This window comes from Streptomyces sp. NPDC014891 (assembly GCF_043081085.1).
Classification (GTDB): Bacteria; Actinomycetota; Actinomycetes; order Streptomycetales; family Streptomycetaceae; genus Streptomyces.
Genome location: NZ_JBIBWF010000003.1, coordinates 481,527 through 503,124, shown reverse-complemented (window position 1 = coordinate 503,124; position 21,598 = coordinate 481,527). Strand labels below are relative to the sequence as shown.

Sequence of the window (21,598 nt, the reverse complement as noted above, 5' to 3'; positions counted from 1 at the left end):
ACAACACGAACGATCGTGCTAGCATTTTCTCATCGGTGGGTCGCCGTGCCCGCAGGACGATCGAGGAGATCCCGGCATGTATCCGATGGCTCCGCTCATCCGCACCGCCCTGAACGCCGCCGCCCGCGTCGCCCCCGGGGCGGCCGGGCGGCAGGCCTTCCGGCTCTTCGTCCGGCCGCTCGGCCGGGCGCGACTCAAGCCGGGGGAGCGGGCGCTCTTCGACGCCGCCCGCACCGGGCATGTGCGGGTCGGCGGCGAGGAGGTCGTCACCTACGCCTGGGGCGACGGACGGCGGCCCGTGCTGATCGTCCACGGCTGGTCCTCGCGGGCCTCGCGGCTCGGCGCCTTCGTCGACGCGCTCCTCGCGCGCGGCTTCAGCCCCGTCGCCTTCGACGCGCCCGGCCACGGCGCATCCCCGGGGCGGGCGAGCAACATCCTCGAATACCGTCGGATCATCCGGGAGCTGCACGCGCGCCACGGCGACTTCGACGCGATCGTCGCCCACTCCTTCGGTGTCATCGCCTCCCTCTTCGCCCTCCGGGGCGGCGTCCGCACGACCCGCCTCGTCGGCATCGGCGGCGTGTCCTCCTTCGATCTGCTGGTCCAGGGCTTCCAGACCGGCCTGGGTGTCGACGACCGGGTCGTCCGGCGCATGCGCGAGCACGTCGAGCGGAGGCTCGCGCCCACCGAGCCCGGCATCTGGGACCGCTTCGACGCCGACCGCGACACGGGGCGACCCGACCTGGACCTCCTGCTGTTCCACGACGAGGACGACGACATGGTGCCGGTCGTCCATGCGCGGCGCCTCGCGCGTGTGCACGGCGACCGGGCCCGACTCGTCGTCACCCGGGGCCTCGGCCACCGGCGCATCCTGCGGGACCCGGAGGTCGTCCGTGAGGCGGTGGAGTTCCTGACGGCGCCGGCGGCGGGGGCGACGGAGGCTGCGACGGCTCCGGTCGGAGCGGCGACGGGGACGGCTCCGGTCGGCGCGGCGACGGGCGAGGGGGAGAGGCGGGCGGTCGCCGGCTGAGTTGGGGAGGCCGGAGCGGAGGGGACGGCCGGCCGGGCGGGGGTGGTGAGGGCAGTCGGAGGCTCCGCGTGCACGCGGAGAGCCGTCGCCCTCCCGTTCCCTACTCGGCCTCGTCCCCGGCGTCCAGGCCGGCCAGGCCCCTGTCCGTGGCCGACGCGCGCAGCCGGGCGGTGATCCCCTGCTCGGCCCGCTCGTACGCCCGCTTCTCGCCGAACAGTACGGACTGGGCGTTGGCCGCCTCCATCAGGGCGATCACCTCGAAGGCCGACTGCTCCACGTCGAGGTCCGCGTCGAAGTCCCCGGCGGCGCGGGCCTCCGTGAGGGACTGCTCCACGTACGCGGTCCAGTCGTGGCGGGCCCGCGCGACGGCGTCGTGGACCGGGCCCGTCCGCGCGTCGAACTCGGCCGAGACGGCGTAGAAGAAGCAGCCGCCGGAGAAGACCCGCTCGGAGGAGTACGTGAGCCAGTTCCGGCAGAGTGCGCGCACCCGCCGCGCCCCGGGCGGCACGTCCCTGAGGGGGACGACGACGTTCTCGGCGAAGACGGCGGCGGCGGCCCTGATCGTCGCGAGCTGAAGCTCCTCCTTGGAGCCGAACAGGGCGAAGACGCCGCTCTTGCTCAGCCGGAGCTCGGTGGCGATCCGTCCGAGGGAGAGGCCGTCGAGCCCCTCCACCGAGGCGATGTCCATGGTCCGGCCGAGCACGAGCCGCCGGGTCTGGTTCCCGCGCTCGACGCGCCCGTCCGTCTTGGTGCCGGTGTCGCTCATGCCCCCATCGTACTGAACGCACGACCGTGCGGAGAGTTTGCGCGGCCGTCGCCGGGACGGCGAACGGGGGAGGTCGCGGGGGCTCTCAGCCCGCCTGCCGGCCCGGGTCCCGGCGCTCCGCCGGAGCGAGGAGCAGCACCTCCAGGGCGCGGGCGCAGGAACGCGCCTGGGCCAGGTACCAGTCGAGCCGTGCGTCGGTGATCAGATCGGGGGTCCCGCGCACCGCGAGCGCGAACCGCGCGTGCCCCGTGCGCTCCAGGACCGGTACGGCGACCGTCCGCACCCCGTGGGCCGACTCCCCGTCGTTGAGCGCGTACCCGGCCTCCCGTACGCGCGCCAACTCGGCCGTGAGGGCCGGGGGTTCGACGATGGTCCGCTCGGTGAACGCGTACAGCGGAGGAAGGGAGTGCGGGCCCGGCTCGCCCGCCCGGGGCCAGGCCAGCAGCACCTTGCCGAGCGCCGTCGAGTGCAGCGGTCGGCGCAGCCCCACCTTGGGCGTCACCGAACCCCCCGCCACGATCACCACGTGCGGGCCGCTGCGCAGGGCCAGGTCGGCCGTCGCCCCGGTCCGCTCGGCGAGGTCGGACAGCTCGGGGGCGGCCAGATGCAGACCCCGCTGGTGGTACGAGAGCCGTCCCAGCTCCGTCATCGCCGGGCCGAGCCGGTACCGGGCGGTCCGGGCGTCCTGCTCCAGGAAGCCCGCCCCGAGCAGGGTCCGGGCCAGCCGGTGCGCGGTGGAGGTGGAGAGTCCGAGCCGCCGTGCCAGGTCGGAGGCGCTCAGGTCGGGTCCGTTGTCGTGGAAGCAGTGCAGTACATCGAGTGCGCGGCGGACCGCCTGGGCGCCCGCCGGGGGTCGGACGGTGCCGGCCTCGGTCGTCATAGGGTTCGCTCCCCGTGGGTGATCGGGCCCCCACGCTCCCACATGGCGGGAGCCGAATCGGGGCTCGAACGAGGTCGGAAACACGCCGTTCATACGCAATCCCACATGGTGGGAGGCGAGTTGTGGGCGGTCGGAACTCCATGGCAGGGTTCCGGCCAAGCCACCGCGGCGGCACCGAGCCGGAGGGAGCAGGACCCGTCATGAACGCACGACGTACCGACCGGTACACCGCACGATGTGCGACCACGGCCTCTCCCACGCCGCTCGCCCTCACCCGGCGCCGCCACATCGACCTGGCGCGCGTCGCGGGGGCCGGCTGTCGCTGACGCCCCCGGGGACGGCGCGGGAGGCCGGAACGTCGGACCGGCGCTCCGGTCCGACGCGCCGCCCGGCAGCCTCCTGGCGGGTGCGGTACGACGGCGGCACACCTGTGCGGTGCGCGCTCGGCGTGCGAGGCGGTCACCCGTGCGGTGTCGTGTCGCTCGCGTGGGGCCTTCGCACCGGCCCGCCGGGCGGCGGACCGGACGCGTACGGGGCGGATTTCGGTCCGCGGTGCCTCTTTCGCGCGGCAGGCGGCCGTTCCCACGCGGCACCACCCTCTGAGGTGGGAGCGCGATCCCACAGAGAGCCAGGCTCCCGGCGCCCGCCCTTCCCCGGCGGCCGGTGGCGCCGGCGCGAGTCCCACCCGCGCGCCGGGCTCCTCTCCTCCCCCTCACTCCGCGGTGCGGCACGGGTCGCAGCGCAGCCGCTCCCGGAGCGGTCGCGGTCGCCCCGGCGGGACCCGTGCCGTCGCAGGAGCCGCATCCACCCGTCGCCCCTGTCCCGGCACCCGCCCCCCCCGGTCCTCCGCCCTCCTCCTCCTCCGATCCCTCCCGCCCTCCGTCCCCGTCCTCCGCCCTCCCGCCCATCTCACCCCCGGGAAGCCCTCCATGACGCCTGCCCGCGTTCCCGACACCCTCTGGTTCACCCGCTGCCCCGTGCCCACCGCCACCGGCGTCGCCGCCGACCGCGGCTGGCTGGAAGGGGAGTTCGCTCCCGACGGCATCGCCGTCCGCTCCCTCCAGGACGCCGACCCCGGCGCCGACCGTGCCACCCACTTCACCCACGCGCTGCCCGGACTGTTCCGCGAGGGCGGCAACGTCCCCGCACTCTGGGCCCGTTCGCGGGGCGAACGGACCCGGCTCGTCGGACTCACCTGGATCGAGGAGCGGCAGGTGGTGCTCGTCGCACCGGGCTCACCGGTCCGGGGAGCCGCCGCGCTCCGGGGGCTGCGGCTCGCCCTGCCCCGGCACCAGGTCCCCATCGACTTCTGGCGGGCCATGGCCCTGCGCGGCTTCGAAGGGGCGCTGGCCTCCGCCGGGCTCGGGCTCGGCGACGCCCGCCTCGTCGACGTACCCGCCGACGGGCGTCGGGGCCAGTGGGCCTCCGAGCTCGACGCCCTGCGCCGGGGCGACGTCGACGCCGTCTACGTGAAGGGAGCGCTCGCCGTCGAGGCGGCCCGCCGGGCCGGTGCCGAGGTGGCCCTGGAACTGGACGGGCTCCCCGACCCCGCGCACCGCGTCAACAACGGCACCCCCCGCCCCCTCACCGTGCACCAGGACCTCCTGGACGAGCACCCCGAGCTCGTCACCCGCTTCCTCGCCGTGCTGCTCCGCGCGGCCGACTGGGCCGCCGACGAGCCGGACGAGGTCGCCCGGATCCTCGGTGCCGAGACGGGGGCGGGCGCCGAGGGGGTCGCCGGGGCCTACCGGCCCGGCACCCACCGCACCCTCCATCCGGACCTGTCCGAGACCCGCCTCGGCCTCCTCGCTCGACAGGAGGAGGCCCTGCGGGCCCACGGATTCCTGCCCGAGGCCGTGGACGTACGCGCCTGGGCCGACCCCGAGCCGCTGCGACAGGCCCGCCTGCGGGCCGCCGCCGCACCAGAACGCACGTCCCCGCAGCCCATCCCGTAACGCGGTCACCCCCGCCCCTCCCCGCAGCGGACCCGTAGCCCGGCGCAGCCCAGGCCCCTCCCCGCAGCCCGTCCGTAACGCGGCCGCTCGCGCGCCTCCCCGACCCCCCCCGTCTTCCCCGCACTCCCGTCCTCCCCGCGCTCCCGCCTTCCCCGTACCCCCGCCTTCCCCGTACCCCCGCCTTCCCCGTACCCCGCCCCTTCCGCGGCCGTTCGCCCCCGCGCCCACCCCGTCTCCCGAAGGACCCCGACATGCGCCCACTCGCCCCCGCCACCCCGCCCGCCGGCCGCACCGCGCGCGCGGCCCTCGTGGTCCTCGCCGCCCTCTCCCTCCTCACCGCGTGCGGCGGGAGCCCCGCCGCGGAATCGGCCGTCGGGCCGGCCTCCGGAAGCGGGAAGAGCGGAGCGAAGGGCACCGTCACCCTCCGCATCCCGGACCCCGGGAACGCCGGCGTCCTCGCCCGCGGAAAGAAGGACGGCAGCCTCGACAAGGCCCTCGCGGCCGTCGGCGCCAAGGTCGCGTGGACCGGCAGCGCCGGTCCCTTCGCGCCCGCCGCCCAGGCGATGAACGCCGACCAGCTCGACATCGCGACCGGTTCGATCACCTCCGGCATCACCTCCCTGTCGCAGAGCCCCGGCTTCGCCTTCTTCACCGCCACGGCCCCCGACCCCGTCGGCGAGGGCATCCTCGTCCGCGAGGGCTCGGACATCGACTCCGTCGAGGACCTCGTCGGCCGCAAGGTCGCCGTCAACAAGGGCGGCACCGGCGAGTACCTGCTGCTCAAGGCCCTCGCCAAGGCCGGCGTCCCCGCCGACCGGGTCGAGCGCGTCTATCTGCGCCCCGACCAGACCGCCGCCGTCTTCAACGCCGGCCAGGTCGACGCCTGGTCCGTGTGGTCCACCTACGCCGTCGCCGAGATCGGCGCCGGCAAGGCCCGCTTCCTCGCCGACGGAGCCGCCATCGGCTCCGACAACTACAGCCTCAACGCCGTCCGTTCGGGCTTCGCCAAGGAGCACCCCGAGGTCGTCCGGGCGCTCTACGACTACCTCCACGAGAACAGCGCGAAGGAGAAGAAGGACCCGGCCGCCTACCTCAACGTCTTCACCGACGCCGGGCCCACCGCCGTCAACGGCAAGGCGCGCGACGTCCAGATCTCCTTCGTCGGCAAGGGCGGCACCGTCGACCCGATCCGCCCGGAGGACATCAAGCGCTTCGAGACGGTCGCCCGGTTCTACGCCGACCAGAAGGTCACCCCGAACAGGGTCGACATCGCCGCCCACCTCCTCGACGTCGAGAAGCTGTCATGACGGCCACGACCACGGCCCCCGACGTCCCGACCGCACCGGCCGGGGAGAAGCCGGCGGACGCCCCGGACACCGTCGGACTCGTCAGCCCCCGGCCCCCCGTCCGCCGCGCCCCCTCCCGCACCCGCTCCCTCACCGTCCGCGCACTCGGCCCCGTCGCCCTGCTCGGCCTCTGGTGGGCCTCCTCCGCGACCGGCCTCCTCACCCCCGACGTGCTCGCCTCGCCCGCCCAGGTGATCGGCGCCGTCGGAGAACTCTGGGGGAACGGACAGCTGCCTGCCGCGCTCGCCACCTCCCTGACCCGCTCGGGCATCGGGCTGGTCATCGGCCTCGCCGCCGGACTGACCCTCGGCATCACCACCGGCTTCACCCGGCTCGGCGACGAACTGCTCGACTCCTCGCTCCAGACCCTCCGCACCATCCCGTTCCTCTCCCTCGTCCCCCTCTTCATGGTCTGGTTCGGCATCAACGAGACCGCGAAGATCCTTCTCATCGCGGTCGCCACCACCTTCCCGATGTACGTGTCCACCAGCGGCGGCGTCCGCAACACCGACCGCAAACTCGTCGAGGCCATGCGGAGCTTCGGCCTCGGCCGGCTCGCCCTCGTCCGCCAGGTGGTCCTCCCCGGGGCCCTGCCCTCGCTCCTCGCCGGGCTCCGGCTCTCCATGACGCTGAGCGTCATCGCGCTGATCGCCGCCGAGGAGATCAACGCCACCGAGGGCATCGGCTACCTGATGTCGCAGGCCCAGAGCTACGCCCGCACCGACATCCTCGCCGTCTGCATCCTCGTCTACGGACTGCTCGGACTCACCGCCGACGTCCTCGTCCGCGGCCTGGAGCGGATCCTCATGCCCTGGCGCACGGCCGGCCCCGGAGGAGGAACCCGATGACCCCGACCGCCCGGCCCACCCCGACCACCCCGACCACCCCGCCCCCCACGGCGGTACGCGTCCGTGGACTGCGCCGCGTCTTCGGCACCCGGCCCGTCCTCGACGGACTCGAACTCACTCTGCGACGTGGGGAGTTCCTGGCCCTGCTCGGTGCGAGCGGCAGCGGCAAGACGACGCTGCTCCGCATCCTCGGCGCCCTCGACGGCGCCGACGCGGGGGAGGCCCTCGTCCCCGAGGCCCGCACCATCGTCTTCCAGGAACCCCGGCTCATCCCGTCCAAGAAGGTCCTCGCCAACGTGACCGTCGGCCTTCCGCGCGGCCCCGCGACCCGCGCCACCGGACTGCGCGCCCTCGCCGAGGTCGGACTCGAACGGCACGCCGGCGCCTGGCCCGCCACCCTCTCCGGGGGCGAGGCCCAACGCGTCGCGCTCGCCCGCGCCCTCGTCAGGGAGCCCGAACTCCTCCTGCTCGACGAGCCGTTCGCCGCCCTCGACGCCCTCACCCGGCTCCGGATGCAGGACCTCGTGGGCGAGCTGCGCCGGATCCACCGCCCGGCCGTGCTCCTCGTCACCCACGACGTCGACGAGGCCGTCCGCCTGGCCGACCGGGTCGCCGTCCTGAGGGACGGCCGACTGGTCACCGACGAGCCCGTCACCGTGCCCCGTCCCCGGGACCCCGGCGACCCCGCCTTCGTGGCCCTGCGTCACCGCCTCCTCGCCGACCTGGGCGTCCACGCGCCCCACGAACCCCCGGCCTCCACCACCCACTCCGCCACCCCCGAAGGAGCCTCCGCATGACCGTCGTCATCGGCGTCCACCGCAGCAACCCGTCCCTCTACCACCTCTCCCGGCTCGGCTACGCGGAGGAGGAGCTGGCCGCACTCGGCGAGACCGTGACCTGGCACCCGTACACCGACGGCGTCCGCACCGGCGCCCATCTCGCCGACGGCACCATCGACTTCGGCGGCACCGGCTCCACCCCGCCCGTGACCGCGCAGGCCGCCGGGCACGACATCGTCTACACCGCCGTCTCGGCACCCCGCCCCGACCACGGCGCCCTCCTGGTCACCGAGGACGGCCCGGTCCGCACCGTCGCCGACCTCAAGGGCGGCACCGTCCACCTGGCCGTCGGATCCTGGCAGACCCACCTCCTCGCCAAGGCCCTGGACGACGCGGGCCTCTCGTACGCCACCGACATCACCGCCGTACGCGCCGACGCCGGCAGCGAGGAGAAGCTCCGCGGCGGCGCCGTCACCGCGTGGGTGGCCCAGGGCGCCGAGCTCGCCGCCGCCCGCCGCACCGGCGGACTGCGCACCCTGATCCCCACCGGCGAGGTCATCACCGACCGGTCCGTCTTCTTCACCCGGCGCGACCTCGCCGAGCAGCGCCCCGAGGTCGTGGCGGCGCTCATCCGGGCCCTCCGGCGGGCCGACGCGTGGGCCGCGGAGAACCCCCGCGAGGCCGCCGCGATCGCCGCCGCCGACCAGGGCGGCACGGTCGACGACTGGGAGACGGCCCTGCGCGCCCTGCCCTGGACGATCGAGGAGGTCGGCGCGGACTTCGTCGCCGAGCAGCAGCAGGCGGCCGACATCTTCCACCGCACCGGGTTCGTCGACCGCGCGGTCACCGTCGCCGACGCCCTGCCCCGGAAGGCCGGATCCCGATGACCTCTCCGGCACCCGAAGTCCTCTGGTACGTCATCCCCCGCGAGGGCGCGTACCCCTGGGAGCCGGCCGGCCGCCGCCCCGTCGACCTCGGCTACCTCACGCAACTCGCCGGAGCCGTCGAACGCCTCGGCTACTCAGGCGCCCTGCTGGCCACGGACCTCTACGACGTGTGGCCGCTGGGCTCGGCGCTCGCCGCCTCCACGAGCACCCGGTTCAAGCCGCTGCTCGCCGTCCACCCGGGACTCATCGCCCCGACCCTGCTGGCCAAGATGGCGCTGAGCTTCGACCGGCTCTTCGGGGGACGGCTCCGCTTCAACGTCGTCAACGGCTCCACCGCCGCGCTGCGTGAGTACGGGCTCCACGTCGAGCACGACGAGCGGTACGAACTGAGCGCCGAGTACTGGTCGATCGTCAAGCGCCTCACCGCGGGCGAGGTCTTCGACCACAAGGGACGCTTCTACGACCTCCGGAACGCGGGCGCCTCCTTCCGCGACCTGCGGCCCGTCCAGGAGTCGCACGTCCCGCTCTGGTTCGGCGGCTCCTCGGCGGCCGGGATCGAGATGGCCGCCGAACACGTCGACGTCTACCTCACCTGGGGCGAGCCGCCGCACCTGCTGAGGGAGAAGCTCGACCACGTACGCGCGCGGGCCGCCGCCCACGGCCGCACCCTCCGCATCGGCCTGCGGCTCCACCTCATCGTCCGCGACACCGAGGACGAGGCGTGGGCGGCCGCCGACCGGCTCCTGGACGTCACCAGCCAGGCGACGTACGCCCGGCAGCTCGGCGAGCGGTCCGGCGAGGACGGCGTGGGCTGGCAGCGCCAGTTCCGCCAGCACGGCGGCAAGGTGCCGGCCAGGGCCCGCGAGCTGGAGACCCACCCGAACCTGTGGCCCGGCATGAGCCTGTTCCGCCCCGGCCCCGGCACGGCGGTCGTCGGCTCCACGGCCCAGGTCGTGGAGCGGCTGAAGGAGTACCAGGACCTGGGCGTGGACACCTTCATCCTCTCCGGCAACCCCCTCCTGGAGGAGGCCTACCGGGTGGCCGAGACGGTCCTCCCCGCCCTGGGGGTCACCCGCTGAGGTCCGGGACGCGCGTACGGCACAAGGGCCGGAGCGTCTCGGCGCGCCGCTTTGCGCGCGCGGGGAGATGACGCATTGATCGAACGTTGATGGCTCGTTTACGGCCCTCCGGCAGCGTGTGCGTCATGCAGACCTACACCACCGTACTGACCGCCCCGGAGCCCGACATGTCCTGGCAGGAGGACGCGCTGTGTGCCCAGGCCGGGCCGGAGTTCTTCTTCCCCGCGCCCGGTTCGTCCACCCGCGAGGCCAAGCAGCTCTGCGGCGCCTGCGAGGGGCGGGTGGCGTGCCTGGAGTACGCGCTGCGTCACGACGAGCGGTTCGGCGTGTGGGGCGGGCTGTCCGAGAAGGAGCGGATCCGGCTCAAGCGCCGTCAGGGCTGAGCGGGGCGGCGGACGCCTCGGCGCGGGGGTACGAGGGGTCCGGGAGGACGGCGGACGGGCGCGGCGGGCCGATCTCGGCCCGCCGCGCCCGTCTCGTCCTGCCTCTGCCGTCCGTCACCGTCAGCGGTCCGCCGTCGGTCGCCGTCAGCGGTCCGCCGCCGTCAGGAGCGGCGGCCCGCCGTCTGGAGTGCGCGCCGGGGCGCGCTAGGGCCCGGTCGTGTCCCTCGGGTCGCTCAGCCGGCCTTGCGGGCGGCCATGCGGGCCTTGCGGGCGGCGAGCTTCTCGTCGAACTTGCTCGCCTCGGTGTCCAGGCCGTTCATGTACAGCCCCAGCTCCTCCTGCGCCTGCAGGCCCTCGGGGCCGAGGCCCTCGATCTGGAGGACCTTCAGGAAGCGGAGGACGGGCTGGAGCACGTCGTCGTGGTGGATGCGCATGTTGTAGATCTCGCCGATCGCCATCTGCGCCGCGGCCCGCTCGAAGCCGGGCATGCCGTGTCCCGGCATCCGGAAGTTGACGACGACGTCCCGCACGGCCTGCATGGTCAGGTCGGGGGCGATCTCGAAGGCCGCGCCGAGGAGGTTGCGGTAGAAGACCATGTGCAGGTTCTCGTCGGTGGCGATCCGGGCCAGCATCCGGTCGCAGACCGGGTCGCCGGACTGGTGGCCGGTGTTCCGGTGCGAGATGCGGGTCGCGAGCTCCTGGAAGGCCACGTACGCCACGGAGTGCAGCATCGAGTGGCGGTTGTCGGACTCGAAGCCCTCGCTCATGTGCGCCATCCGGAACTGCTCCAGCTTGTCCGGGTCGACGGCGCGGGAGGCGAGCAGGTAGTCGCGCATCACGATGCCGTGGCGGCCCTCCTCGGCGGTCCAGCGGTGCACCCAGGTGCCCCAGGCGCCGTCGCGTCCGAAGAGGCTGGCGATCTCGTGGTGGTAGCTCGGGAGGTTGTCCTCGGTGAGCAGGTTGACGACGAGCGCGATCTTGCCGATCTCGGTGACCTTGGACTGCGACGGGTCCCAGGCCTCACCGTCCTCGAAGAAGCCGGGGAAGTTGCGGCCGTCGGACCACGGCACGTACTCGTGCGGCATCCAGTCCTTGGTGACCTTGAGGTGCCGGTTGAGTTCCTTCTCCACGACCTCTTCCAGCGCGTAGAGCAGCCGCGCATCGGTCCACCCTGTCGAGCTGCCGAGGTGGGGAGAGGTGAGCGTCACGGGGACTCCTGGGGACGGAGAAGGGCAAACGGGCATACCTACGGCTACGTAGGTTACGAGACCGTAGGTTAAGGCTCCGTAAGGCGTCGGCCAAGCCCGTCCCGGCGATGTCCGGTTACGTTCCGTTATGTGTGCTGCTCCGTCGGGGTGCTGGAGACACAGGTCACGTCTCGGGTGGCCCGTACCCGTCACCCGGGCGACTACGCAGCGCAGAGGACCCGCGGCGCGGCGCAGTCGGCCGGCGGCCCAAGCGGATGGCTATCCGGAGCCGGTGAGGCGGGTGCGGCGTGGGTGGCGCCGCCCCATGGACCCCGCCGCCACCTCCACCGCGGGCCCGGCGCCGCCAGCCCCACCACGGGCCCGGCGCCGCCGCCTCAGCGCGGGCTCGACGCCGCCTCCCGTACCTCCTCCGCCGTCGTCGGACGCAGCGCGCCGTCGAGGAGCAGCCAGCGGGTGATCCCCAGCGACTCCAGGAACGACACGTCGTGACTCGCCACGATCAGCGCACCTTCGTACGCCTCCAGGGCCGCCGTCAGCTTCCGCACCGACGCCATGTCCAGGTTGTTCGTCGGCTCGTCCAGCATCAGCAGCTGCGGGGCCGGCTCCGCGAGGAGCAGCGCCGCGAGCGTCGCGCGGAACCGCTCCCCGCCGGACAGGGTGCCGACGGCCTGGTCCGCCCGCGCTCCCCGGAACAGGAAGCGCGCGAGCCGGGCCCTGATCGCGTTGCCCGTCGCCGAGGGGGCGAACCGGGCCACGTTCTCCACCACGCTCAGGCCGTCGTCGAGCAGGTCGAGCCGCTGGGGCAGGAAGCGCAGCGGCACCCGTGCCTCCGTCTCGCCCGAGAGCGGTTCGAGCTCCCCGGCGATGGTCCGCAGCAGCGTGGTCTTCCCGGCGCCGTTCCTGCCGACCAGGGCGATCCGCTCCGGACCGCGCAGCTCGAACTCGCCTTCCACCCGGGCTCCGTAGCGCAGCCGGGGGCTGCGCAGGAACAGCACCTCGCGGCCCGGCGGCACCGAGGTCCGCGGCAGCTCGACACGGATCTCGTCGTCGTCCCTGACCGCCTCCACCGCGGCGTCCAGCCGCTCCCGGGCCTCCGAGAGGCGCTCGGTGTGCAGCGCCTTGTGCTTCCCGGCGGAGACCTGGGCCGAGCTCCTGAGGTTGTTCGCCACGATCTTCGGGACGACCCTGTTCTCGAAGCTCTTCTGTCCGTACCGCCGCCGGCGGGCCAACTTCATCTGGGAGTCGGCCAGTTCCCGCTTCTGCCGCTGGACGTCCGCTTCGGCGACCCGGACCATCCGCTCCGCCGCGTCCTGCTCCGCCGCGAGCGCCGCCTCGTAGTCCGAGTAGGCGCCCCCGTACCAGGCGACGGAGCCGTCCCGCAGATCGGCGATCTGGTCCACGTGCTCCAGGAGTTCACGGTCGTGGCTGACCACGACCAGGACCCCGGACCAGTTCTCCACGGCCTCGTAGAGCCGTGCCCTGGCATGCAGATCCAGGTTGTTGGTCGGTTCGTCGAGCAGCAGGACGTCGGGCCGGGCGAGGAGCAGCGCGGCGAGCCGCAGCAGTACGGACTCGCCGCCCGACACCTCGCCGACGGTGCGGTCCAGGCCGACGGCCCCGAGCCCGAGCTGGTCGAGGGTGGCGCGGGCCCGCTCCTCCACGTCCCAGTCGTCGGCGAGGACGGTGAAGTGCTCCTCGGCCGCGTCGCCCGCCTCGATGGCGTGCAGGGCCGCCCGCTTCGCGGCGATGCCGAGGATCTCGTCCACCCGCCGCGAGGTGTCCAGCACGAGGTTCTGGGGGAGGTGGCCGAGCTCGCCGGTGACCCGGACACTGCCGGAGGCGGGGGTCAGTTCACCGGCGATCAGCTTCAGGAGCGTGGACTTGCCGGAGCCGTTGAGGCCGACGAGCCCGGTGCGGCCGGGGCCGATCGTGAGCCGGAAGTCGTCGAGGACCTCGGTGCCGTCGGGCCAGGAGAAGGAGAGCGAGGTGCAGGTGACGAAGGTGGGGTGATGCGCCATGGAGGCCTCCGGGATGCGTGAGCGCAGACGTGCGGGGATGCGACGCGTGGAGACACCGGGGCGCGGGCGGTCTGTCGTCAGAACGGCTCGTACGCCGAGGTCGAGAACGGCACACGCGGCACAGGGGGCACGCGCGGCGCGGTGTCTCGCAACCTCAGACGAGCAACGTCCTTCTCCGATCAGACGGCGACTGGTACGTGGGGAACGGTAGGCCGGGGAACGGGAGGGCGGCAAACGAATTACGGGCCGGCCCGTGGGGGCGGCCCGTACGGCCGGGCCGGTCGGCCGGACCCGTGGTCGTCGGTTCCACCGGTCGGGCGGGCGCGTCGCCCGGGCCGTGGTCGTCGTCTCCGTCGGTCGGCCGGTCCCGCCGCCGGGACGCCGGCGCGGCGCTACGGGTGCTCGCGCAGCAGGTCCGACAGGTCCTGGTCCCAGTCCAGGTACTGGTGCTCGCGTCCGGCCGGTACCAGGTGCTGCGAACGCTCCAGGAAACGGCGCAGTTCCGACGTCCGCACGTGGACCATCGCGACGCCCTCGGGAGCGTGGAACTCGACCACCGTGCGGTCGTACCCGTACGGCCGGAGACGGACGTCCCCGACGCCGGCCGGGCGCTCGACGCCCTGGACGAGCAGCTCACGCGCGAAGGCCCACGAGACCTCGACGCCCTCCAGGGTGGCCGGGGGCGGGAACGCCATGCTCACGGCGTACGGGTCCTCGCGGTCGTACCGCAGGGTGGCGGGGACGGTCTCCATCCGCGGAGCGGATGCGACGAGACGGGCCTGGACGGCCTGCTCGATGACGGCGGACACGACCGGCTCCTTTCACGCGGACTTTCGGATCCTGTGCGTCTCCCCGACACCGGGGCACCTGACACCTGAGAAGACGAGCGGAACGGCCGGAACGTGCACTCCGGATACGCGTGAGCTGCGTCACGGAGGCGGGCGGGATCGCGCGCCGCCGCACGCCCGGTGCGTCGTCGCAGATCAGAGCGGGTGCGGATCGGGTCAGCGTTGTTCCGGTACGTCGTCGTCCGGGCCGGCGCACGGACCGGAGTGATCGCAGTACGGCTGGTTTCCGGAGGCTCCGCAGCCGCAGAGGACGACCCGCGTCGCGCGCCGGTCGCCGTGCGCGCCGCTCATGCGCGGGTCTCCGCGACCAGACCGGCCTCGGCGGCGTTCGGGCAGCACCCACGGACGCCGGGAGACGTCGAAGACCTCGGGCAGCCCCCGCACGCTCTCGGCCGCGTGCAGACACCGGCGCGGCTCGAAGGTGACGGTGATGCCCTCGCCCTCGTACTCCTTGAGCACCGGCGCCCCACCGGGCGCCGACTCGCCCGTACGGTCGGCCATGCCACCCAGCCTGGGAACGACCCGGCGGGGACGCACCCTGGACGAGGAGCGGCCGGGGGCGCTAGCTTCCGGCGCCATGACGTCCATGGGGATCACGAGACGAATGATGTCGGTGGGACTGATCGGGGCGGCGCTCGCGCTGACCCTGGCCGCGCCCGCGCGCGCCGGGGAGACCCCCACGGCGGCGACCGGCGGCACGACGGCCGGCTGGGAGCTCACGCCGACCGGTACCGACGCCCGGTTCCGCGGACTGGCGCCCGTCGACCGCAGGACCGCCTGGGCCGCGGGCTCCAAGGGGACGGTCCTGCGGACCACCGACGGCGGCCGGAGCTGGCGGAACGTGTCGCCGCCGGGCGCGGCCGCACTGGAGTTCCGCGACGTGGAGGCCTTCGACGCACGCCGGGCCGTCGTCCTCGCCATCGGCGAGGGCGAGGCCTCCCGCGTCCTGCGCACCGAGGACGGCGGCGCCACCTGGACCGAGTCCTTCCGGAACACCGATCCGCGTGCCTTCTACGACTGCATGACCTTCTTCGACCGCCGGCACGGACTCGCCATGAGCGACCCGGTCGACGGCAGGTACCGCATCCTCGCCACCCGCGACGGCGGCCGCTCCTGGCGGGTACTGCCGAACGCGGGGATGCCCGAGGCGCTGCCCGGCGAGGCGGGCTTCGCGGCGAGCGGGCAGTGCCTGGTGTCGGCCGGTCCGCGCGACGTGTGGCTGGCGACGGGCGGCGGCGCCACCGCGCGCGTGCTCCACTCCGGGGACCGCGGCCTGACCTGGACCGCCACCGCGACGACCGTCCCGGCCGGAGACCCGGCCCGCGGCGTCTTCGGCCTCGCCTTCCGCGACCGGGCCCACGGCATCGCCGTCGGCGGCGACTACCGCGCGGACCAGCCGTCCCCGCAGGCCGCCGCGGTCACCGGGGACGGGGGACGCGGCTGGCGCGCCTCGGCGACGCCGCCGCCCGCCTACCGCTCCGGGGTCGCCTGGCTCCCGCACAGCAGGAACGCCGCACTCGCCGTCGGCCCGACCGGCACGGACCTCACCACCGACGGGGGCCGCACCTGGCGCACCGTGGACCGCGGCTCGTTCGACACGGTCGACTGCACGCCGGACGGCTCGTGCTGGGCGGCGGGGGAGAAGGGCCGGATCGCCCGACTGGGCCGCCCGTAGGACCTGCCGTCAGGAGGGCAGCTGCTCCCGGAACGCCTCGAGTCCCCCGGCCGTCTTGGTCGCGTAGAACTCCGTGATCCGGTACGCGCACACGCCCTCGGCGCTGAACGGGTCGGCCGCCGCGATCTTCTCGATCTCCGCGCGGTCGACCCCGGCGGCCAGGATCACCCCGCCGTCCCGCGGGTTCTTGCGCCCCGAGGCGATGAAGACACCCGCGGCGTACTGCGCGTCGAGCCACTCGACGTGGGCGTCGAGGAGCGCGTCCACCCGCTCGACGGGGGCGGTGTAGGTCAATTCCAAAACGAACATGACCGGCAGGCTACCGGGCCCCTCCCGGGCCGGACGGCCCGTCCCAGCCCCCGGACGCGGCGCGTGCGCACCGGCCCGGGACCCCCACGCGCGGGCCCCTGCCGCCGTCGGGATCCGGCGGCAGGGGCCCGTCGCCGTCCGGGCCGTGCATAGGGTGGCCGCATCATGACGATCATCGACATTCCGGCGGGCTGGCCCGCCGACGAGACCGCCGCCCTGGCCGTCCAGGAGGAGCTGAGCGGACGCCTCGTCCGCGACGAGGAGGGCCCCGCGGTCGGCGAGGGGCACGTCACGGGGGTCGACGTGGCCTACGACGACGCACGCGATCTCGTCGCCGCCGCGGCCGTCGTCCTGGACGCCCGGACCCTGCGCGTGGTGGAGGAGGCCACGGCGGTCGGCCGCGTCTCCTTCCCGTACGTCCCCGGGCTGCTCGCCTTCCGCGAGATCCCCACGGTCCTCGCCGCGCTCGACGGACTGACCGCAGACCCCGGCCTCCTCGTCTGCGACGGCTACGGCCTCGCCCACCCCCGCCGCTTCGGCCTCGCCAGCCACCTGGGGGTCCTCACGGGCCGGCCGTCGATCGGCGTCGCGAAGAACCCGTTCACCTTCACCTACGAGCAACCCGGCCCGGATCAGGGCGACTTCGCTCCGCTGATGGCCGACGGCGAGGAGGTCGGCCGGGCCCTGCGCACCCGGGCCGGGGTGAAGCCGGTCTTCGTCTCCGCCGGTCACCGGGTCTCCCTGGCCAACGCCTGCGCCCACACCCTCCGTCTCGCGCCGCGCTACCGCATCCCCGAAACGACCCGTCACGCGGACGCGTCGTGCCGCCGGGCCCTGAAGGAGGCGCTCGGCTGAGTAGCCTGAGTACCTGTACGGATACCGGGCCGCCCGGGAGACCACCAGAGTGGGGGCATGACAACACCCCCTTCCGTCTCGTCGCGTTCCGCGGAGCGCGGCCCGAACCCGATCCCCGCCCCGGCCGTTCCGGTCGCCCCGGCCGGGATCCGCGCCTTTCCGTCCCCCTTCGCCGATCGGGCGTCGGTGTGATCGGGCGTCTGCGGTGCCTCGTCCTCGACTGCCCGGACGCCTGGGAACTCGCCGAGTTCTACCGGAAGTTGATCGGGGGAGAGGTGGACAGCCCCGAGCCCCGGTGGACGGTCGGCGAGGGCTCGGCGGTGCTGCGGGGCGTCGGCGGACCCGTCCTCGGCTTCCAGAGCGTGGCCGATCACCGGCCGCCCGTCTGGGGGGCGCCCGAGCAGCAGTTCCACCTCGACGTGCGGGTGGACGACCTCGACACCGCCCACGAGGCCGTCCTCGCGCTCGGGGCCGAGCCGCTCGACGACGGCGGGGCCGGCGCGGCCTGGCGGATCTACGCCGACCCCGCCGGACACCCCTTCCGCCTCGTGCGGCCCTGACCCCTCCCGTACCGCCGGCTCGGGCGGCGCGGCCCGCGGCTCAGCCCCGGTGCGCCACCCGGAAGCGGATGCCCGCCGCCCGGAGCCGGTCGATCAGCGCGTCACCCATCGCCACCGCCGTCGTCACCTGGCCCGATGTCTTAGGCAGCGGGTCGAAGGCGAGGCTGAGCGCCGCCTCGGCCAGCATCTTCGCCGTCTCGTCGTAGCCCGGATCGCCGCCCGAGACCTCGGTGAACACCCGCCGCCCGCCGCCCTCGCCGACGAAGCGGACCGAGAACCAGCTGCGGGCCCGCCGCTCGGCCGACGGCCCCTGACCGGCCTGGTAGCGATCCATCAGCCATGACCGTACTGGGGGGAGTTGGGCGAGCGCCACACTCGCGCCCGCGGCCGTCGCGCCGCCGAGAGCCATCGGGAGCGTCTTCACGGAGGCGTAGTGGCGGTAGCGGAAGTCGGGTCCGTACCGTTCGAGGGACGCCGCCGAACGCGCCACGATCTGCGGGTCGATGGTCGGGAGCGGCAGCGCCCAGGTCCCGGTCTCCCGGCTGAACCGCGGCCCGGACAGCGGCGCACGGGTCCGCCGCCCCACCAACCGCGGCTCGTGCAGCCGCCGTTCGTGGGCCGCACGCAGGATCTCCCGCCCCCGGCCGAGGGCGGTCAGGGCGGAGGCGAAGGTGCCGCCGGAGAACTGCGCCCCGGCGCGCACGAAGCCGTCCACCCGGAGCGGTACGCCCTCCGGGAGCTGCTGGACGGTGAAGTACGCGCCCAGGTCGTGCGGGACGGAGTCGAAGCCGCAGGCGTGGACGATACGGGCGCCGGTCTCCCGGGCCCGCGCGTCGTGCCGCACGTACGTCTGGTCGACGAACTCGGACTCGCCGGTCAGGTCCAGGTAGTCGGTGCCCGCCTCGGCGCACGCGCCGACGAGTCCGTCGCCGTACCAGACGTACGGACCGACCGTCGTCGCCACCACCCGTGCGGACTCGGCGAGTTCGCGCAGCGAGCCGGGGTCGGCCGCGTCCGCGACGACCAGCGGCAGCTCGGCGCAGTGCGGCCACCGGGCGGCGAGCCGGGTGCGCAGGGCGGCGAGCCCGGCCCGGTTGCGGCCCGCGAGCGCCCAGCGGCACCCCGCGGGCGCATGGGCGGCGAGGTACTCGGCGGTCAGCTCGCCGACGAACCCGGTGGCCCCGAAGAGGACCACGTCGTAGGGGCGGTCCGGCCCGTTCCCACCCGCGCGCCCGGCCTCGGCACCCGGCCCGACACCGGCACCCGGCCCGACACCGACACCGGCACCCGGCCCCGCCTGGGCGCCCCGCCCGCCCCCGGTCTCCCGCCCGGCCCCGGCGCCCGGCCCGGACGCCGCTCCGGCTCCGGCCTCCCGGCCGGCCCCGTCCCCGGCCCCACGCCCCGCGTCCGCCGCCCCTGTGTCCATACAGCCCCTCGATTCGGCCGTACCGCGCCGCCCTGCGCGGTGCTCGTCGGCGGAGGATAGCGGGTCCCGAGCCCTGCGCCACCCCCGCCCTACTCCCGAGTAGACGCCTCGGGGCGGCGTGTCCGGATCCGTCCGGACCCGCCTGCCCGCCCCGCCTTCCCCCTCCGGTAATTTCCAAGCGCTTGCTCGGCCGGGGGGCTTGTGCCGAGTGGAACACGTTCCTAGCATCTCCGGTGTTACATCATTGGTGTCACACACGTCTGGGGGCTCGATGAGCACGACGCACACCGCCGGGAACGGCCCGCTCGCCGGGGTTCGCGTGGTCGAGCTCGCCGGCATCGGCCCCGGCCCCTTCGCGGCCATGCTGCTCGCCGACCTCGGCGCCGACGTCGTCCGCGTCGACCGCCCCGGCGGCCCCGGCCTGGGCATCGACCCGGCCCGCGACCTCACCAACCGCAACAAGCGCTCCGCCGTCGTCGACCTCAAGGCGGCGGACGGCGCCGCCACCGTCCTCGACCTGGCCGAACGCGCCGACATCCTCATCGAGGGCTACCGCCCCGGCGTCGCCGAGCGCCTCGGCGTCGGACCCGACGCCTGCCTCGCCCGCAACCCGCGCCTCGTCTACGGCCGGATGACCGGCTGGGGCCAGGACGGACCGCTCGCCGCGACCGCCGGACACGACATCGGCTACATCGCGATCACCGGCGCCCTCGGCATGATCGGCCCCGACCCCGACAGCCCGCCCAGCATCCCCGCCAACCTCCTCGGCGACTACGCCGGCGGCTCGCTCTACCTGGTCGTCGGCGTCCTCGCCGCCCTGCAGCACGCCCGCGCGCACGGCGAGGGCCAGGTCGTCGACGCCGCGATCGTCGACGGCACCGCCCACCTCACCACCATGATCCACGCCATGCTGTCCGCCGGCGGCTGGCAGGACCGGCGGGGCGTCAACCTGCTGGACGGCGGATGCCCGTTCTACGGCGTGTACGAGACCTCCGACGGCGGACACATGGCCGTCGGCGCCCTGGAGGAGCGGTTCTACGCGGAGTTCGCCCGCATCCTCGGCATCGAGGAGGCCGCCCCCGCCCGCCACGACCTCGGGCGCTGGCCCGCACTGCGCAAGGCCGTCGCCGACCGCTTCCTCCGCCGTACCCGCGAGGAGTGGACCGCCCTCTTCGAGGGCAGCGACGCCTGCGTGGCCCCCGTCCTCTCGATGCGCGAGGCACCGTCCCACCCCCACCTCGCCGCCCGCGGCACCTTCACCGAGCGGGACGGCGTCGCCCAGCCGGCCCCCGCGCCCCGCTTCTCCGTCACCCCCGGCACCCTGCGCCGCGGACCCGCGCTGCCCGGCGCGGACACGGCCGAGGTCGCCGTCGACTGGGCCGTACCCGCTCTGACGCGCGGGACCCCGGAGCCCGACGCGTGACCCGGACGGCCGGACCCGGAGGACCGACCCGCGGGCGCACCGGCCACGACCGCCGCGTCCGAACCGCGCACCGCCCGCCCCAGACCCAGGAGACCGCCGCATGAAGCGCCAGCTCTACTCCGCCGACCACGAGGCCTTCCGGGCCACCGTCCGCACCTTCCTGGAGAAGGAGGTCCTGCCCCACTACGAGCAGTGGGAGAAGGACGGCATCGTCTCCCGCGAGGCCTGGCTCGCCGCCGGACGACAGGGCCTGCTGGGCCTCGCCGTCGACGAGGAGTACGGGGGCGGGGGCAACCCCGACTTCCGCTACGCGTCCGTGCTCGCCGAGGAGTTCACCCGGGCCGGCACCCCCGGACTCGCCATCGGCCTGCACAACGACATCATCGGCCCCTACCTCACCTCGCTCGGCACCGAGGAGCAGAAGCGGCGCTGGCTGCCCGGCTTCTGCTCGGGCGAGACGATCACCGCCATCGCCATGACGGAACCCGGCGCGGGCTCCGACCTCCAGGGCATCCGCACCACGGCCGAGGACCACGGCGACCACTGGATCCTCAACGGCTCCAAGACCTTCATCTCCAACGGCATCCTCGCCGACCTCGTGGTCGTCGTCGCCCGCACCACCCCCGAGGGCGGTGCCCACGGCCTCTCCCTCCTCGTCGTGGAGCGCGGCGCGGAGGGCTTCGAGCGCGGCCGGAACCTCGACAAGATCGGCCAGAAGTCGCAGGACACCGCCGAACTGTTCTTCCACGACGTGCGCGTCCCCAAGGAGAACCTGCTCGGCGAGCTGAACGGCGCCTTCGTCCACCTGATGACCAACCTGGCCCAGGAGCGGATGGCCATCGCCGTCGCCGGCATCGCCGCCGCCGAGCACCTGCTGGAGATCACCACCGCGTACGTCAAGGAGCGCGAGGCCTTCGGCCGCCCGCTCTCCCGGCTCCAGCACATCCGCTTCGAGATCGCCGAGATGGCCACCGAGTGCGCCGTCACCCGGACGTTCGTCGACCGCTGCATCGTGGAGCACAGCGATCCCGACGGGGCCGGACTCGACGCCGTCCACGCCTCCATGGCCAAGTGGTGGGCGACCGAGCTCCAGAAGCGGGTCGCCGACCGCTGCCTGCAACTGCACGGAGGGTACGGCTACATGAGCGAGTTCCCGGTCGCACGCGCCTACACCGACGGCCGGATCCAGACCATCTACGGAGGCACGACCGAGATCATGAAGGAGATCATCGGCCGTTCCCTCCTCGGCTGACCCCCTCCCCCCGTTCCCCTCCGCTCCGCCATCCGTTCCAGCCACCCTCATCGCCCTCATCGCGAAAGGCC

At 74.3% G+C, this 21,598-nt stretch carries 22 protein-coding genes; 14 read left to right on the top strand and 8 right to left on the bottom strand.

The window, feature by feature from the left end; genetic code table 11:
• Window positions 1–76: 76 nt before the first annotated feature.
• Window positions 77–1,030: an alpha/beta hydrolase gene (locus tag ACF09E_RS10585; protein WP_392204798.1), complete on the top strand. Its 954-nt coding sequence runs from the start codon at window positions 77–79 to the stop codon at window positions 1,028–1,030.
• A gap of 100 nt (window positions 1,031–1,130) precedes the next feature.
• Here the strand turns inward: ACF09E_RS10585 and ACF09E_RS10580 are convergent, their stop codons facing one another.
• Window positions 1,131–1,796, bottom strand: a complete 666-nt coding sequence (locus tag ACF09E_RS10580) for a TetR/AcrR family transcriptional regulator (protein WP_392204797.1) — start codon at window positions 1,794–1,796, stop codon at window positions 1,131–1,133.
• A gap of 85 nt (window positions 1,797–1,881) precedes the next feature.
• On the bottom strand, window positions 1,882–2,676 hold the full coding sequence (locus ACF09E_RS10575) for an IclR family transcriptional regulator (protein ID WP_392204796.1): 795 nt from the start codon (window positions 2,674–2,676) through the stop codon (window positions 1,882–1,884).
• Window positions 2,677–2,876: 200 nt separating this feature from the next.
• On the opposite strand from ACF09E_RS10575, the gene ACF09E_RS10570 reads away from it, so the two are divergent.
• From ACF09E_RS10570 to ACF09E_RS10535, 8 genes are all read left to right on the top strand, one after another.
• Window positions 2,877–3,002 (top strand): putative leader peptide, encoded by a 126-nt coding sequence (locus tag ACF09E_RS10570; RefSeq protein WP_392204795.1) that lies wholly within the window; start codon window positions 2,877–2,879, stop codon window positions 3,000–3,002.
• Window positions 3,003–3,605: 603 nt separating this feature from the next.
• A complete protein-coding gene (locus tag ACF09E_RS10565) occupies window positions 3,606–4,631 on the top strand; it encodes an ABC transporter substrate-binding protein (RefSeq protein WP_392204794.1) in 1,026 nt (341 codons plus the stop codon).
• 251 nt (window positions 4,632–4,882) lie between these two features.
• Window positions 4,883–5,938, top strand: a complete 1,056-nt coding sequence (locus ACF09E_RS10560; protein WP_392204793.1) for an ABC transporter substrate-binding protein — start codon at window positions 4,883–4,885, stop codon at window positions 5,936–5,938.
• Window positions 5,935–6,825, top strand: a complete 891-nt coding sequence (locus ACF09E_RS10555; protein ID WP_392204792.1) for an ABC transporter permease — start codon at window positions 5,935–5,937, stop codon at window positions 6,823–6,825. Before ACF09E_RS10560 ends, ACF09E_RS10555 begins: the two co-directional genes overlap by 4 nt.
• The gene (locus ACF09E_RS10550; RefSeq protein WP_392204791.1) at window positions 6,822–7,622 is read left to right on the top strand and encodes an ABC transporter ATP-binding protein; all 801 of its coding nucleotides are present in this window, start codon (window positions 6,822–6,824) and stop codon (window positions 7,620–7,622) included. Before ACF09E_RS10555 ends, ACF09E_RS10550 begins: the two co-directional genes overlap by 4 nt.
• Complete coding sequence (locus tag ACF09E_RS10545; protein WP_392204790.1) at window positions 7,619–8,491, top strand: ABC transporter substrate-binding protein; 873 nt, start codon at window positions 7,619–7,621, stop codon at window positions 8,489–8,491. Before ACF09E_RS10550 ends, ACF09E_RS10545 begins: the two co-directional genes overlap by 4 nt.
• Window positions 8,488–9,570, top strand: coding sequence for an LLM class flavin-dependent oxidoreductase (locus ACF09E_RS10540; protein ID WP_392204789.1), 1,083 nt, complete (start codon window positions 8,488–8,490; stop codon window positions 9,568–9,570). Before ACF09E_RS10545 ends, ACF09E_RS10540 begins: the two co-directional genes overlap by 4 nt.
• 125 nt (window positions 9,571–9,695) lie before the next feature.
• A complete protein-coding gene (locus ACF09E_RS10535; protein WP_392204788.1) occupies window positions 9,696–9,953 on the top strand; it encodes a WhiB family transcriptional regulator in 258 nt (85 codons plus the stop codon).
• A gap of 233 nt (window positions 9,954–10,186) precedes the next feature.
• Here the strand turns inward: ACF09E_RS10535 and ACF09E_RS10530 are convergent, their stop codons facing one another.
• The 4 genes from ACF09E_RS10530 to ACF09E_RS10515 all read right to left on the bottom strand — a co-directional run bounded on the left by ACF09E_RS10530 (window position 10,187) and on the right by ACF09E_RS10515 (window position 14,528).
• Window positions 10,187–11,161, bottom strand: coding sequence for an acyl-ACP desaturase (locus tag ACF09E_RS10530; protein WP_392204787.1), 975 nt, complete (start codon window positions 11,159–11,161; stop codon window positions 10,187–10,189).
• A gap of 374 nt (window positions 11,162–11,535) precedes the next feature.
• Window positions 11,536–13,179 (bottom strand): ABC-F family ATP-binding cassette domain-containing protein, encoded by a 1,644-nt coding sequence (locus ACF09E_RS10525; RefSeq protein ID WP_392204786.1) that lies wholly within the window; start codon window positions 13,177–13,179, stop codon window positions 11,536–11,538.
• Window positions 13,180–13,571: 392 nt separating this feature from the next.
• On the bottom strand, window positions 13,572–13,988 hold the full coding sequence (locus tag ACF09E_RS10520) for an SsgA family sporulation/cell division regulator (RefSeq protein ID WP_392204785.1): 417 nt from the start codon (window positions 13,986–13,988) through the stop codon (window positions 13,572–13,574).
• 195 nt (window positions 13,989–14,183) lie between these two features.
• Complete coding sequence (locus ACF09E_RS10515; protein WP_392204784.1) at window positions 14,184–14,528, bottom strand: (4Fe-4S)-binding protein; 345 nt, start codon at window positions 14,526–14,528, stop codon at window positions 14,184–14,186.
• 76 nt (window positions 14,529–14,604) lie between these two features.
• Here ACF09E_RS10515 and ACF09E_RS10510 point away from each other — a divergent pair, with 76 nt between their 5' ends.
• Window positions 14,605–15,702, top strand: coding sequence for a WD40/YVTN/BNR-like repeat-containing protein (locus ACF09E_RS10510; RefSeq protein WP_392204783.1), 1,098 nt, complete (start codon window positions 14,605–14,607; stop codon window positions 15,700–15,702).
• A 9-nt stretch (window positions 15,703–15,711) separates the two neighbouring features.
• Here the strand turns inward: ACF09E_RS10510 and ACF09E_RS10505 are convergent, their stop codons facing one another.
• Entirely contained in the window at window positions 15,712–16,011 is a 300-nt protein-coding gene (locus ACF09E_RS10505) for a YciI family protein (RefSeq protein WP_392204782.1), read from the bottom strand.
• 165 nt (window positions 16,012–16,176) lie between these two features.
• Between ACF09E_RS10505 and ACF09E_RS10500 the strand changes: the two genes are divergently transcribed.
• Window positions 16,177–16,866 carry an endonuclease V gene (locus tag ACF09E_RS10500; RefSeq protein ID WP_392204781.1) on the top strand — a complete coding sequence of 230 codons (690 nt, stop codon included), beginning with the start codon at window positions 16,177–16,179 and terminating at the stop codon, window positions 16,864–16,866.
• 188 nt (window positions 16,867–17,054) lie between these two features.
• Window positions 17,055–17,426, top strand: coding sequence for a VOC family protein (locus ACF09E_RS10495; protein WP_392204780.1), 372 nt, complete (start codon window positions 17,055–17,057; stop codon window positions 17,424–17,426).
• Between the two features lie 40 nt (window positions 17,427–17,466).
• Here the strand turns inward: ACF09E_RS10495 and ACF09E_RS10490 are convergent, their stop codons facing one another.
• Window positions 17,467–18,621, bottom strand: a complete 1,155-nt coding sequence (locus ACF09E_RS10490) for a saccharopine dehydrogenase family protein (protein ID WP_392204779.1) — start codon at window positions 18,619–18,621, stop codon at window positions 17,467–17,469.
• 502 nt (window positions 18,622–19,123) lie between these two features.
• On the opposite strand from ACF09E_RS10490, the gene ACF09E_RS10485 reads away from it, so the two are divergent.
• Together ACF09E_RS10485 and ACF09E_RS10480 are read left to right on the top strand one after the other, a co-directional pair.
• Window positions 19,124–20,275, top strand: a complete 1,152-nt coding sequence (locus ACF09E_RS10485) for a CaiB/BaiF CoA transferase family protein (protein WP_392204778.1) — start codon at window positions 19,124–19,126, stop codon at window positions 20,273–20,275.
• A 100-nt stretch (window positions 20,276–20,375) separates the two neighbouring features.
• Complete coding sequence (locus ACF09E_RS10480) at window positions 20,376–21,527, top strand: acyl-CoA dehydrogenase family protein (RefSeq protein WP_392204777.1); 1,152 nt, start codon at window positions 20,376–20,378, stop codon at window positions 21,525–21,527.
• Window positions 21,528–21,598: the final 71 nt, after the last annotated feature.